The sequence below is a fragment of the Streptomyces narbonensis genome (genome assembly GCF_014649015.1).
GTDB classification, from domain to species: domain Bacteria; phylum Actinomycetota; class Actinomycetes; order Streptomycetales; family Streptomycetaceae; genus Streptomyces; species Streptomyces narbonensis.
The window spans coordinates 173248-186473 of sequence record NZ_BMSF01000004.1 but is presented as its reverse complement, the minus strand read 5'-3'; the positions used below and the strand labels follow the sequence as shown (position 1 = coordinate 186473).

General features: G+C 71.0%; 10 protein-coding genes and 1 pseudogene. 6 read left to right on the top strand and 5 right to left on the bottom strand.

From position 1 onward, the window contains the following. Positions 1–93 precede the first annotated feature (93 nt). The 3 genes from IE124_RS09305 to IE124_RS09295 all read right to left on the bottom strand — a co-directional run bounded on the left by IE124_RS09305 (position 94) and on the right by IE124_RS09295 (position 5227). Entirely contained in the window at positions 94–2253 is a 2160-nt protein-coding gene (locus tag IE124_RS09305) for a protein kinase domain-containing protein (protein ID WP_189506730.1), read from the bottom strand. A gap of 102 nt (positions 2254–2355) precedes the next feature. Next, on the bottom strand, positions 2356–4764 hold the full coding sequence (locus IE124_RS09300; protein WP_189506728.1) for an HAD-IC family P-type ATPase: 2409 nt from the start codon (positions 4762–4764) through the stop codon (positions 2356–2358). An 88-nt stretch (positions 4765–4852) separates the two neighbouring features. After that, entirely contained in the window at positions 4853–5227 is a 375-nt protein-coding gene (locus IE124_RS09295) for a DUF2530 domain-containing protein (RefSeq protein ID WP_229832308.1), read from the bottom strand. A gap of 201 nt (positions 5228–5428) precedes the next feature. Between IE124_RS09295 and IE124_RS09290 the strand changes: the two genes are divergently transcribed. Beyond that, positions 5429–6880 carry an NCS2 family permease gene (locus tag IE124_RS09290; RefSeq protein WP_189506727.1) on the top strand — a complete coding sequence of 484 codons (1452 nt, stop codon included), beginning with the start codon at positions 5429–5431 and terminating at the stop codon, positions 6878–6880. Here the strand turns inward: IE124_RS09290 and IE124_RS09285 are convergent. Next, positions 6850–7113 carry a hypothetical protein gene (locus IE124_RS09285; RefSeq protein WP_189506725.1) on the bottom strand — a complete coding sequence of 88 codons (264 nt, stop codon included), beginning with the start codon at positions 7111–7113 and terminating at the stop codon, positions 6850–6852. The genes IE124_RS09290 and IE124_RS09285 overlap by 31 nt on opposite strands. A 201-nt stretch (positions 7114–7314) precedes the next feature. On the opposite strand from IE124_RS09285, the gene IE124_RS09280 reads away from it, so the two are divergent. The 3 genes and pseudogenes from IE124_RS09280 to IE124_RS09270 all read left to right on the top strand — a co-directional run bounded on the left by IE124_RS09280 (position 7315) and on the right by IE124_RS09270 (position 10826). Beyond that, positions 7315–7758: a MarR family winged helix-turn-helix transcriptional regulator gene (locus IE124_RS09280; protein WP_150267471.1), complete on the top strand. Its 444-nt coding sequence runs from the start codon at positions 7315–7317 to the stop codon at positions 7756–7758. 28 nt (positions 7759–7786) lie between these two features. After that, positions 7787–9125 (top strand): annotated as a pseudogene (locus IE124_RS09275) (MFS transporter). Between the two features lie 270 nt (positions 9126–9395). Next, the gene (locus IE124_RS09270) at positions 9396–10826 is read left to right on the top strand and encodes a signaling protein (RefSeq protein WP_189506723.1); all 1431 of its coding nucleotides are present in this window, start codon (positions 9396–9398) and stop codon (positions 10824–10826) included. A 34-nt stretch (positions 10827–10860) separates the two neighbouring features. Here IE124_RS09270 and IE124_RS09265 read toward each other — a convergent pair whose 3' ends face one another. Continuing rightward, the gene (locus tag IE124_RS09265) at positions 10861–11361 is read right to left on the bottom strand and encodes a GNAT family N-acetyltransferase (RefSeq protein WP_189506721.1); all 501 of its coding nucleotides are present in this window, start codon (positions 11359–11361) and stop codon (positions 10861–10863) included. Between the two features lie 39 nt (positions 11362–11400). On the opposite strand from IE124_RS09265, the gene thpR reads away from it, so the two are divergent. Then, positions 11401–12021, top strand: a complete 621-nt coding sequence (gene thpR, locus IE124_RS09260) for an RNA 2',3'-cyclic phosphodiesterase (RefSeq protein ID WP_189506719.1) — start codon at positions 11401–11403, stop codon at positions 12019–12021. Between the two features lie 207 nt (positions 12022–12228). Beyond that, positions 12229–13218 (top strand): aldo/keto reductase, encoded by a 990-nt coding sequence (locus tag IE124_RS09255; protein ID WP_189506717.1) that lies wholly within the window; start codon positions 12229–12231, stop codon positions 13216–13218. Positions 13219–13226 lie beyond the last annotated feature (8 nt).

Below are 13226 nucleotides of genomic sequence, written 5' to 3'. Positions count from 1 at the left end.
AGCGTGGTCCTCGTGGTCAGCGTGGTGCTGTGGGCCTGGGCCTCCCGCGTCGCCGTCCGGCAAGCCCGCGCGGCGCGCCCCAGCGGGGCTGAGTCATCGGGCGGCGGTGGTCGAAGGGCCCTTCGACCGAGGGGGCGTGGCCGGGTCCGGCGCGAGGAACGAGTGGATCCGTGAGTCGTAGGCGGGCGCGATGATGACGTCGCCCATGATCACGGGCGCCCGCAGCTGGGACGAGGGTGGAGGGTCGGACTGGCTGAAGTCGATGGTGCTCTTCGGGGGACGGCGCTCCCACAGGGCGACGCCGTCGTGCCGGTTCAGGGCGATGACGGTGCCGTCCTCTGCGGTGAAGTGGACGCGGTCGCCCGCTACCGCCGGGGCGGAGAAACCTTCGTGGAGCGTGGGCGAGGACCACAGCAGTCGTTCCGCGGCGATGTCATAGGCGCTGATGACTCCGCCGCGGTGGGTGTAGAACACGTCGCCCACGATGCCCAGCAGCTCTTCCGAGGCGCCCAGTTCGACCGACTTCTCGGCTCCGGTCCTGCGGTCGGTCCTGGTGAGTCCGGTCATGTCCTGCCGGGCGGGGGACGCGGCGTACACGTAACCCTTCTCGGAGATCGTGACCACGTCGGTGTCCGGGGAGACACTGCGGTTCCAGAGGAGCGTGCCGTCGCCCTGGGTGATCTCCCCGACCTCGACGACGCGCTGGTCGGGGTCCCGTCTGACGACGTGGACGCGGCTGCCCGGCGGAGAACCCGCGGGCGGGAGGAACAGTTCCCAGCCCGACGCGGCGGTCCACATACGAGTCATCGAGCCCGCGTCCCACGCCGAGATCTTCCCGTCGTGAGTGCAGAAGAGAGTCTGGGCGGCGGTTCCGCAGGTTTCCGTGCCGGGGAGGACGCGTTCGAGCAGGGGGTCACCCGTCGCGGGATCGAACGTCCAGATCTTGTGCGAGGGATTCGTACCGGTGCCGGTACCGGTGCCGTCGTCGTACACGGCGGCGAACGTGGCCGAGCGGGTCAGCTCGAAGAGGGGCGCGGGCCCACGGTCGGGGCCCTCCCGCTGCCACAGCACCTCCCCGGTGAGCGGATCCAGGCGCGCCGCGAGCACGCCGTTCCCCGTGCACCAGAGCGCCGAGAACTGGTACCGGCAGTTGAGCATCCGGTCCGGCGGGTCCATGGTCGTCCGCACCTGCTTGGTCCACGGCTTCCAGCCCGGCAGCCGTACCGGCGCCGGTGTCGTGGTCGGTGTCGGCCGTGCGGCCCCGGCCGTGGCGAGCGGCTTCCGGGGGGATTCGTCTCCGCCACCGTCCGGCCACCACGTCCATACGCCGACGATCAGCGCCGCGCCCGCCACCGCGCCCGCCGCGAGCGCGCCCCGGCGCAGCCGGGCGCGGCGGGTGCGGGCGAGTGCGGCTTCGCGGGCGGACGTGCGGTGGGCGCGGCGTTCGCGGCGGGAGGAGAGGAGGGTCAGGAGGGTTTCGGGGGCCGGGCGTTCGGCGGGGTCCTTGCGCAGGCAGGGTTCGACGACGGGGCGGAGGGATTCGGGCAGGCCGGTGAGGTCCGGGTCCTCGTGGACGGCGTTCCAGGCGATCGCGTACGGGGTGTCCGCGTCGAATGGTCCGTGGCCGGTCGCCGCGTACACGAGGACCGAGCCGAGCGCGAAGACGTCGGCGGCCGGTCCCGCGTCGCGGGGGGTGCGGAACTGTTCGGGCGCCATGAAGAGGGGCGTTCCCAGGATCTGACCGCTCTGTGTCAGGGCGGTCGCGTCCACGACGCGTGAGATGCCGAAGTCGATGACCCGGGGGCCGTCCTCGGCGAGCAGGATGTTCCCGGGCTTCAGGTCGCGGTGGACCAGTCCCGCGCGGTGGATGTCGCGCAGTGCCTCGCAGAGGCCCGACGCCAAGCGCCAGACCTCGTCGGCGGGGAGCGTGCCCCGGTCGTTCACGACGTCGGCGAGGGTGGGGCCTTCGACGTACTGGGTGGCCATCCAGGGGGTGGGACCGGTCGTGTCGGCGTCCAGGACCGGTGCCGTGAACGCGCCGCTCACCTGCCGGGCCGCCTGGACCTCGCGGGCGAATCGTTCGCGGAAGCCGGGCTTCGCCGCGAGGTCCTCGCGGATCACCTTGACGGCGACCGCCCGCCCGGAGGGGGAGTGGGCGAGGTAGACCTCTCCCATGCCGCCGGCTCCCAGCAGCTCGGCCACCTGGTAGTGCCCGAGCACCGTGAGACGCGTTTCCCCCGTACCCGCAGCCATCCCCGCCCCCAACCGATGATCACGCGCGATCGATCGGCCACCCTAGCGGGGACGTGGGCGGCTCGGCAGGGACATCGTCGGCAGGGCTCGGTCCGTCGGGGCTTATGCCGGGAACCTCCGGCTCACCCAGCGGTACGCCACCTCCAGGAGGGCCGCGCCGATCGCCGCGATCGCGACCGCCGCCCACGGCATCGTCGTGCCGACCAGTTTCAGGGCGAAGAAGTCCTGGAGCCAGGGGACGACCAGGACGAGGAGGAAGGCGCCGGCCATCGTGGCGACCAGGGTGAGGCGCCACCAGGTGTACGGGCGGGCGATGATCGCCAGGACCCACATGGAGACCAGGAAGAGCGTGAGGGTGGCCGCGCTGGTCTCCGCCTCCAGGGCGCCTTCGCCGCTGTAGTGGTGGCGGGCGAGGAGGTAGGTGGTGAAGGTGGCCGCCGCCGCGATGACGCCGCCGGGGATCGCGTACCGCATCACCCGGCGGACGAAGTTCGGCTTCGCGCGTTCCTTGTTGGGGGCGAGCGCGAGGAAGAAGGCGGGGACGCCGATCGTGAGGGTGGAGAGCAGGGTGAGGTGGCGGGGGAGGAAGGGGTACTCGACCTGCGAGCAGACCACCAGGACGGCCAGGAGTACCGAGTAGACCGTCTTGGTGAGGAAGAGGGTCGCGACGCGGGTGATGTTGCCGATGACCCTGCGGCCCTCCGCCACCACCGACGGGAGGGTCGCGAAGCTGTTGTTCAGGAGGACGATCTGGGCCACCGCCCTCGTCGCCTCCGAGCCCGAGCCCATCGAGACGCCGATGTCGGCGTCCTTCAGGGCCAGGACGTCGTTGACGCCGTCGCCCGTCATCGCGACCGTGTGGCCGTGGGACTGGAGCGCCGCCACCATGTCCCGCTTCTGCTGCGGGGAGACCCGGCCGAAGACGCCGTTCGCGTCCAGGACCTTCGCCATCTCCTCGCGGTCGGCGGGGAGGGTGCGGGCGTCCACCGTGTTCGCGGCGCCGGGCATGTCGAGCTTGCCGGCCACCGCGCCGACCGAGACCGCGTTGTCACCCGAGATGATCTTCGTGGCGACGTTCTGGTCGGCGAAGTACGCGAGGGTGTCGGCCGCGTCGGGACGCAGCCGCTGTTCCAGGACGACGAGGGCGGCCGGGCGGGCGTCGGTGGCGACCTCGGGGGAGTCGAGCTCCTGGGCCGTACGGGCGAGGAGGAGGACCCGCAGGCCCTGTTCGTTGAGGTGGTCGATGTCGGCGAGGGTCGGGTCCCCGGCGCGCAGGAGGACGTCGGGGGCGCCGAGCAGCCAGGTCGAGTCCTCGCCGTTGCCCTCGCTGAAGGCCGCGCCGCTGTACTTGCGGGCCGAGGAGAAGGGGAGCGACTCCGTGCAGCGCCAGTCCACCGAGTCCGGGTAGGCGTCGATGATCGCCTGGAGGGAGGCGTTCGGGCGGGGGTCGGACTCACCGAGGGCGCCGAGCACCTTCCGTACGTACGCCTCGTCGCTGCCGTTCAGGGGGCGTAGCTCCGTGACGTCCATGCCGCCCTCGGTGAGCGTGCCCGTCTTGTCGAGGCAGACGACGTCGACGCGGGCGAGGCCCTCGATGGCGGGGAGCTCCTGGACGAGGCACTGCTTGCGGCCGAGGCGGATCACACCGATCGCGAAGGCCACGGAGGTGAGGAGCACGAGGCCCTCGGGGATCATCGGGACGATGCCGCCGACCGTGCGGGCGATCGAGTCCTTGAGGTCGTTGTCCTTGACGACGAGCTGGCTGATGATCAGGCCGAGGGCCGTCGGGACCATCATCCACGTCACGTACTTGAGGATCGTGGAGATGCCGCTGCGCAGCTCGGAGTGGACGAGGGTGAAGCGGGAGGCCTCTTCGGCGAGCTGGGCCGCGTAGGCCTCGCGGCCGACCTTGGTGGCGGTGAAGGCGCCGCCGCCGGCCACCACGAAGGAGCCGGACATCACCGGGGCGCCGGGCTGTTTCACGACCGGGTCGGCCTCGCCGGTGAGGAGCGACTCGTCGATCTCCAGGCTGTCGGCCTCGGCGACGACGCCGTCGACGACGACCTTGTCGCCCGGCCCGAGCTCGATCAGGTCGCCGAGGACGATCTCGGAGGTGGACAGCTCGGCGGCGACCCCGTCGCGGCGGACGGTCGGTTTCGCCTCGCCGATGACCGCGAGCCCGTCGAGGGTCTTCTTGGCGCGGAGCTCCTGGATGATGCCGATGCCGGTGTTGGCGATGATCACGAAGCCGAAGAGGCTGTCCTGGATCGGGGCGACGAAGAACATGATCACCCAGAGCACGCCGATGATGGCGTTGAAGCGGGTGAAGACGTTCGCGCGGACGATGTCGGTGGTGGAGCGGGAGCTGCGCACGGGTACGTCGTTGACCTCGCCGCGCGCGACCCGTTCGGCGACCTCGGCGGAGGTGAGTCCGGCCGGGCGGTGCACGACGGGGGGCTCCACCGCCTCGGTCTCGTCGCCGCCGGTGTCGATCTTCGCCCGCTGAGTCATGTTTTCGACGGTACGACCGGAACGGGTCGTTCACCTGCCGAGAAGGGCGAAGATCAGACCGGGGGAGGAGGCGAATCGTCCCCTGGTGCTACGCGCCGGGGGCGGCCTTCCCCGGGTCCGCGGGTGCGGTTTGCGTCGGCGCGGCTTCGGTCGGTGCGGCGTGCCCCGGCGCGGCTGTGGTCGGTGCGGCGTGCCCCGGTGCGGCTTCCGCCGCCTGCGCCGCCGCGTGCCGCTTGAGCGCCGCGTCCCGGCCTCGTACGTACCAGATGCCGATCAGGCCGAGCCCGGCGCCCGCGAGGCAGGTCCACACCCACCAGGTCAGGTCCCGGTCGTCGAACCAGCCGTAGAAGGGGACCTGGACGAGGAAGAGCACGAACCAGATGATCGTGCCGCCCGTGATGGTGGCGACGACGGGCCCTTCGAGGGGCTCGGGTGCCTCGTGCTTCGGTGTCCACTTCGCCATGGGCCCAGTCTAGGTGGCGGGAATTCGCACCCACACATGGTCTACGCGCGGAGATGGACGCTCCCTCGCTCATGTGTTCATACTGAAACGGTTTGCCTCCGGCGTGTCTCTCTCGTATGAACCGCCGAATTGATCGTCCGTATGAGCCTTCCCTCAGGGATTGCCCGGACGGATCGCCCGGATCTCCCGATGAGGAACCCCATGAGCACCACGGCCCCCGCCAAGGCCATGTCCCCCGAGCCCGCGGGTTCCCCGCAGCCGAGCTCGGGCCTCGACCGCTTCTTCCGGATCTCGGAGCGCGGTTCGACCGTCGCCCGCGAGGTCCGGGGCGGTTTCGCCACCTTCTTCGCGATGGCCTACATCATCGTGCTGAACCCGATCATCCTCGGCAGCGCCAAGGACATGTACGGGAACCAGCTCGACAGCGGCCAGCTCGTCACGGCGACCGTCCTCACGGCCGCCTTCTCGACGCTCCTCATGGGCGTCATCGGCAACGTCCCGATCGCCCTCGCCGCCGGCCTCGGCGTCAACACGGTCGTCGCGCTCCAGCTCGCGCCCAAGATGTCCTGGCCCGACGCCATGGGCATGGTCGTCCTCGCCGGCGTCGTCGTGATGCTGCTCGTCGCGACCGGTCTGCGCGAGCGCGTCATGAACGCCGTCCCGGTCGGCCTGCGCAAGGGCATCGCGATCGGCATCGGCCTCTTCATCATGCTCATCGGCCTCGTCGACTCGGGCTTCGTCTCCCGCATCCCCGACGCCGCGCACACCACCGTCCCGCTCCAGCTCGGCGGCGACGGGCACCTCACCGGCTGGCCGGTCCTCGTCTTCGTCCTGGGCACCCTGCTCACCCTCGCCCTGATCATCCGCAAGGTGCCGGGCGCGATCCTCATCTCGATCGTCGTCATGACGATCGTGGCCATGGCGATCAACGCCGTCGCGACCGTCCCCTCCTGGGGCCTCACCACCCCGGAGTGGCCGGGCAACCCCGTCGCCTCGCCCGACTTCGGCCTGGTCGGCCAGGTCAGCCTCTTCGGCGGCTTCGAGAAGGTCGGTTACCTGACCGGCGTCCTCTTCGTCTTCACCGTGCTGCTGTCCTGCTTCTTCGACGCGATGGGCACGATCCTCGGCGTCGGCGACGAGGCCAAGCTGATCGACCGGGACGGCAACTTCCCGGGCATCAACAAGGTCCTGCTCGTGGACGGCCTGGCCGTCGCCTCCGGCGGCGCGACCTCGTCCTCCGCCACCACCTGCTTCGTGGAGTCCACGGCGGGCGTCGGCGAGGGCGCGCGGACGGGCCTCGCCTCGGTCGTGACCGGCGCTCTCTTCTCGGTCGCGCTCTTCCTCACGCCGCTGGCGACGATGGTCCCGTCCCAGGCGGCCACTCCCGCGCTGCTCGCGGTCGGCTTCCTGATCCTGGCCGGTTCGATCAAGGACATCGACTGGAGCGACTACACCATCGCGGTGCCGGCGTTCCTGGCGATGGTCATGATGCCGTTCACGTACTCGATCACGAACGGCATCGGCATCGGCTTCATCGCCTTCAGCGTGCTGCGCCTGGCGGCCGGTCGGGGCCGTGAGGTCCCGGCGGCCATGTACGTCGTGTCCGCGGTCTTCGTCTTCTACTACGCGATGCCGGCGCTCGGCCTCACGTGATCGCGGGGCGAGGCGGCCGTCGGGCCGGCCGCCTCGTCGTCGGCCGTTCCGTCGGCCGCCCCGTAGAACCTCTCCGTCTCGTCGACGGCGGTCTTGAACCGCTCGTCGAAATCCTCCCGAATGAGCGTCCGGACGACATAGTCCTGGACGCTCATTCCTCTTTTCGCGGCGTGACTCCTGAGCCGGTCGAGCAGCTCACCGTCGATGCGCAGGCTGAGCACTGTCGATCCCATGCCGTTCAGGGTCGGGGCACGCGGTGGCTCTTTGCGTCACTTTCCGGATCCGACTCACTCGTTTGGGTGATACATGGATGCGGAAGCGTGATGCGGGCGCGCCCGGTTCACTCCGGATCGCCGGTGTGACGGCTGTGATCCGTGCGACGTCGGCGCGTTCCCGTTGGTATTTAGACAGAGTAATGAGTTAGGCTAACAAACATGCCAGACCTGTCCCACGGCACCGCCGACGACGCTGCGGCCGTGAACGCGCTCCGCTCCTCCGTCATGCGACTGAGCCGACGACTCAAGCACCAGCGAGTCGACGAGTCGCTGAGCCCGACCGAGATGTCGGTGCTCGGCACCCTGAAGCTCTGCGGCTCCGCCACCCCCGGTGAGCTGGCCCGCAAGGAGCACGTCCAGCCTCCGTCGATGACCCGCATCGTCGCGCTGCTCGAAGCCAAGGGACTGGTCCGGCTGGAGCCGCACCCCGACGACCGCCGCCAGAAGGTGGTCCGCCAGACCGAGCAGGCCGAGGCCATGCTCGAAGAGTCCCGCCGCAAGCGGAACGCCTGGCTGGCCACCCTCGCCGAGGGTCTGGACGAGGACGAATGGGCCAAGCTGCGCGCGGCTGCCCCCGTCCTGGAGAAGCTCGCACACCTCTAGAACCCGAGGCCGAGGAGGCGAACGCACTTTGAGTACGGGACCCGGAGCAGACTCCGCACCCGTCCATCAATCCACCCTCAAGACCCGTGGGCGGGGAGAAACCTTCTCCTCGCTCAGAATCCGCAACTACCGGCTGTTCTTCACCGGAGCGATCGTCTCCAACACCGGTACGTGGATGGCCCGCATCACCCAGGACTGGCTGGTACTGAGCCTCACCGGCTCGGCCGCCGCCGTCGGCATCACCACGGCCCTGCAGTTCCTGCCGATGCTGCTCTTCGGGCTGTACGGCGGTGTCATCGCCGACCGCTACCCGAAGCGGAACCTGCTCCTCGTCAGCCAGGCCGCCCTCGGCCTCTGCGGCCTCGCGCTCGCCGTCCTCACGCTCTCCGGATCCGTCCAGGTCTGGCACGTCTACCTGATCGCCTTCCTCCTCGGCATGGTGACCGTCGTCGACAACCCGGCCCGGCAGGCGTACGTCGCCGAGATGGTCGGCCCGAAGCAGCTCCGTAACGCCGTCTCGCTCAACTCCGCGAACTTCCAGTCCGCGCGGCTCGTCGGTCCCGCCGTCGCCGGTGTGCTCATCGCCGGAGTCGGCAGCGGCTGGGCCTTCCTCCTCAACGGACTGTCCTTCACCGCCCCCCCTCGTGAGCCTCCTGCTCATGCGGACGAGCGAGCTCCACAAGGTGGAGCGCGCCCCGCGCGGCAAGGGCCAGCTGAGGGAGGGCCTGCGGTACGTGGCCGGGCGGCCCGATCTGATCTGGCCGATCGCCCTGGTGGGCTTCGTCGGCACCTTCGGGTTCAACTTCCCGATCTGGCTGACGGCCTTCTCGGAGGAGGTCTTCCACGTCGGCGCCGGTACGTACGGCTTCCTGAACACCCTCATGGCGGCCGGCTCCCTCGTGGGAGCCCTCGCCGCGGCCCGCCGGGGCTCGACCCGGCTGCGGATGCTGGTGATCGCGGCGGCCGTGTTCGGTGTCCTGGAGATCGCGGCGGCGCTGTCGCCGGCCTTCTGGATGTTCGCGCTGCTGCTCGTGCCGATCGGCATGATCGGCCTCACGGTCAACGTCACCGCGAACTCGGCCGTCCAGATGGCGACCGACCCGGCCATGCGGGGCCGTGTGATGAGCCTCTACATGATGGTCTTCGCCGGCGGCACCCCGATCGGGGCGCCCCTCCTCGGCTGGGTCACCGACACGTACGGCGCCCGCGTCGGCTTCGCGACGGGCGGCGTGATCTCGCTGGCCGCGGCGGGCGTCATCGGTCTGGTCCTGGCGAGGGTCGGCGGACTGAAGATGGCCTTCGGCTGGCGCCACGGCCACCCGCAGGTCCGCTTCGTGGCGCGCGAACGGCTGGCGACGGCGGCCTGACGGTCGGGGCGGGGCCGGGGGCGGGGCCGGAAGCGCCGCCTTTCCGGGGCGGGGATCGGAGGCTTCGCCGCCGTCCTCCCGGCCGGGGAACGGAGGCTCCGCCTCCGCCCCGGCCCCGCCCTCACGCCTCCGAATACCCCCTTGATCACTCGCACCCGTGTGCGAAGATCACGGCACCGTGCAGGTGTTTGATCTTGAAAGGGGGGCTTGCACGCCCATGTCCATACGTTCCGCCCACAGACCGTCTCCGCGAGGAAACGGGGCCGCGTCATGTCGCTGAGCCGCCGTAGCCTCCTGACCGCGGCGGCCGCCGCCCCGGTCCTCGCCCCCGTCGGCGCCGCCCACGCGGCCGCCCCGCAGACGGCCGTTCCCCAGACGGTCGTCCCGCAGACGGTCGTCCCGCAGGCAGGGCCCGCGCTCTGGCCCGCGGCCGTGACCCTGCCCGCCGGGCACAGGTTCGACCTGAAGGCCGAGGCCGCCGATCTGTTCGGCAGGGAGATCCTCCTCGACCAGAGCAGGGTGCACCAGCAGGTCGCCTTCGACCCGGTGACCGGTCTGGCCTACGCCGTGCAGTGCATCAGCAACGGACGCCTGCTCGCCGACGAGACCGATCCCCTGCCCGACGGGACCAAGCCCCTGCCATTGCCCGACGAGGAGCGGGCACGCCGGGGAGACCTGTGCGTCAACCAGGTGGGGCCCGACGGCACCGTTCTCGCCGTCATGTACCTGAGGGGCTTCGGCCACGGCGCCGGACTCGGCGTCGAGCACGTCGACGGCATCCCCTGGCTCTGGCTGGAGACCGACGCGGTCCGCGTCCCCGACGACAACGACTCCACCACCACCGAGAACGCCCACGGCAGGCACATCGGCCGGCTCGCGTTCACGCCTGGCGCCATCGTCGACGCCGGCAGCCCCCTCGTCCAGGTCTTCGACCCCGTCCCCGGAGCCACCGCGGTCACCCCGTCCCTGGACATCGACCACGGACGTATCGCGGTACGTCATGTGTCGTCCGGCATCGCGGGGTACCGCGTCTACGACCTCGACGCCTTCAAGAGCGGCGCCTTCACCGCGAAGCACAGCTTCCCGGCGAAGTTCGCCACCCAGTCCTGGTGCCTGTACGGGGACCTCGTCTACCAGAACGAGGGCAAGGCCAACGCCGAGTCCTGGTGGACCGTCTACGACGTCCGCACCGGCAAGGACGTCGAGCGGATCCGCAACACCACCGCTCCCGACCTGGTCCACCGCGAGACCGAAGCTCTCACCGTCCGCCGGACGCCCACGGGGCCGCAGCTCGTGTTCGGCTTCGCCACCACCCGGGAGAACAAGCGACACATGGCTCTTTACGGCATCAGCGGCACCACCGTCCCGTGGACGCCCCTGGATCTCGACCCCGCCATCAAGCTCTCCAGCACCAGCTACGTCCCGGAGTACCGCCAGTCGGGCGACCGCGTCGACCTCCGCCTCCGAGTGGAGCGCGTCGACGGGAAGCCGTGGGCCAGCAACACGACGATCCTCACGCTCCCGGCGCACCTCCGCCCCACCCGCATCCAGGGCATGGTGGGCACGGCGACCGGCGCCGGCACGATCACCGGGCCTCTCGCCGTCCGCTGCGAGGTCAACACCGAGGGACATCTGCGCCTCTACGACGAGCGCGGGTTCACCGGCTGGATCGCGCTGGACGCCGGGTACTTCACCAGCTGACCGCGTGTGAGCGGCGGGTCCTCGGGAAGGCCCGTCAGACCCGCCGCTCCAGCACCTGGCCCTGCCACTCGCCCACCGCGAACGGCTCCGTCCGGGTGAAGCCCTGGCTCTCGTAGTACGCGACGAGGCGGCCCTCGCTGCCCGCGAAGCAGTCCACCCGCAGCAGCGACACACCCTGCCGGCGGGTCTCCTCGGCCGCGTGGGCGAGGAGCGCCGCCCCCACCCCGTGCCCGTGGAACCGCACGTCGGTCGCCAGCATGCGCACGTACACCTCGGGCTCGTCCGCCGGCGGCACGTGTCTGCCCGGGTGCGGGGTCAGCGTCATCGTGCCCGCCGGCACGCCGTCGATCTCGGCGATCCACAGATCGCCCTCGGTCACGGTGTCCTCGACCTGCTGCACGGCCGCCGGGCGGGCCGAGTACGGCTCCGTGCCCCACTGGGCGGTGATGCCCTTGCCGTTGAGCCACACCACGGCGCTGTCGAGCACGGAGATTATCGCGGGGAGGTCGCCCACCCCGCCCTTTCTGATCTTCATCCCGCAGAGGCTAGCCCCTCGGCCTGCCAGACTCGTCCCATGAGGCTTTTCGCCGCCGTCCTGCCGCCCGCGGAGCAGCTCGCCGAGCTCGGACACGTCACCGACCTGCTGCACCGGCTGCCCGGGGCCGACCGGCTGCGCTGGACCTCGCGGCCCGCCTGGCACCTCACGCTCGCCTTCATGGGCGAGGTCGACGAGGAGCTGCTGCCCGAGCTGCGGGTCCGGCTGGCCCGGGCCGCCCACCGCACCCCGCCCTTCCCACTCCGCCTCCACGGCGGCGGTCACTTCGGCCGCCGTGCCCTGTGGACGGGCGTCGCGGGGGACCTGGACGAGCTGCGGCTGCTCGCCGAGCGGGCCGACGCCGCCGCGCGCCGGGCCGGGGTCGCGATGGAGGAGCACCGCCGCTACCAGGCGCACCTGACGCTCGCCCGCGCGCGGACGGACGAGACCGACCTGCGCCCGTTCCTCGACGAGCTCCACGCCTTCGAGGGCGGCCGCTGGCAGGCGGCCGAGCTGTCGCTCGTCCGCTCCCGCCTGCCGGTGAGCGGGGTGCCGGGCGAGCAGCCCCGGTACGAGACGCTCGACGCCTGGCCCCTGGAGGGGGCCGGGGGTGGGCGGAGCGCGGGAGCCGGGGGTGGGGCGGCCGGGCGGGCGGGTTAACCTCGATGCGTGGACCCGAAGACCCGTAACCGCATCATGGCCGGCGTGCTCGTACTGATGTTCGCGATCATCGCGGTGGCAGCGGTGACCGGCCAGTAGCCCTCCGCCGCCCCCGCGTCGCCCTGCCGTCGCCCCGTGTGGCGGCTGCGTGACCCCCGTGGGAATCCCCTTGCTTCGAGCGGACTCGAAGCAGTTGGCTTGACCCCCATGGAGTACACGCAGCTCGGACGCACCGGACTCAAGGTCAGCCGACTTGTCCTCGGCACGATGAACTTCGGTCCGCAGACGGACGAAGCCACCAGTCACGCCATCATGGACGCCGCGCTCGACGCGGGTCTCAACTTCTTCGACACCGCGAATGTGTACGGCTGGGGCGAGAACAAGGGGCGGACGGAGTCGATCATCGGCTCCTGGTTCGCCAAGGGCGACGGCCGCCGCGACAGGACCGTCCTCGCCACCAAGGTGTACGGGAACATGGCCGCCGACGGCGACGCCTGGCCCAACCACGACAAGCTCTCCGCGCTCAACATCCGCCGCGCGGTCGAGGCCAGCCTCAAGCGGCTCGGCACCGACTACATCGACGTCTACCAGTTCCACCACATCGACCGCGCGACCCCCTTCGAGGAGGTCTGGCAGGCGGTCGACGTCCTGATCCGACAGGGCAAGGTCCTGTACGCCGGCTCCTCGAACTTCCCCGGCTACAAGATCGCCCAGGCCAACGAGACCGCCGCCCGGCGCGGCTCGGTCGGTCTCGTCAGCGAGCAGTGCCTCTACAACCTCTTCGAGCGGCGCGCCGAGATGGAGGTGATCCCGGCCGCGCAGGAGTACGGCCTCGGGGTCATCCCGTGGTCGCCGCTCCACGGCGGCCTGCTCGGCGGGGTGCTGAAGAAGGAGGCGCAGGGCAAGCGCCGGACGGAGGGCCGCGCGGCCGCCACGCTCGCCGACCCGGCGTCCCGCGCGAAGCTCCAGGCCTACGAGGACCTGCTCGACAAGCACGGCCTGGAGCCGGGCGAGGCGGCCCTCGCGTGGCTGCTCACGCGGCCCGGGGTGACGGGCCCGATCGTCGGCCCGCGCACCCCCGAGCAGCTGACGAGCGCGCTGCGCGCCCTTGAGGTCGAGCTGAGCGAGGAGGTCCTGTCCGGCCTGGACGAGGTCTTCCCCGGCCCGGGCCCGTCCCCGGAGGCCTTCGCCTGGTAGGTGCGCCC

Excerpts from the sequence above, each read along its gene's own strand:
- IE124_RS09305 (WP_189506730.1), bottom strand. The coding sequence starts at position 2,253 with ATGGCTGCGGGTACGGGGGAAACGCGTCTCACGGTGCTCGGGCACTAC.
- IE124_RS09300 (WP_189506728.1), bottom strand. The coding sequence starts at position 4,764 with ATGACTCAGCGGGCGAAGATCGACACCGGCGGCGACGAGACCGAGGCG.
- IE124_RS09295 (WP_229832308.1), bottom strand. The coding sequence starts at position 5,227 with ATGGCGAAGTGGACACCGAAGCACGAGGCACCCGAGCCCCTCGAAGGG.
- IE124_RS09290 (WP_189506727.1), top strand. The coding sequence starts at position 5,429 with ATGAGCACCACGGCCCCCGCCAAGGCCATGTCCCCCGAGCCCGCGGGT.
- IE124_RS09285 (WP_189506725.1), bottom strand. The coding sequence starts at position 7,113 with ATGGGATCGACAGTGCTCAGCCTGCGCATCGACGGTGAGCTGCTCGAC.
- IE124_RS09280 (WP_150267471.1), top strand. The coding sequence starts at position 7,315 with ATGCCAGACCTGTCCCACGGCACCGCCGACGACGCTGCGGCCGTGAAC.
- IE124_RS09270 (WP_189506723.1), top strand. The coding sequence starts at position 9,396 with ATGTCGCTGAGCCGCCGTAGCCTCCTGACCGCGGCGGCCGCCGCCCCG.
- IE124_RS09265 (WP_189506721.1), bottom strand. The coding sequence starts at position 11,361 with ATGAAGATCAGAAAGGGCGGGGTGGGCGACCTCCCCGCGATAATCTCC.
- thpR (WP_189506719.1), top strand. The coding sequence starts at position 11,401 with ATGAGGCTTTTCGCCGCCGTCCTGCCGCCCGCGGAGCAGCTCGCCGAG.
- IE124_RS09255 (WP_189506717.1), top strand. The coding sequence starts at position 12,229 with ATGGAGTACACGCAGCTCGGACGCACCGGACTCAAGGTCAGCCGACTT.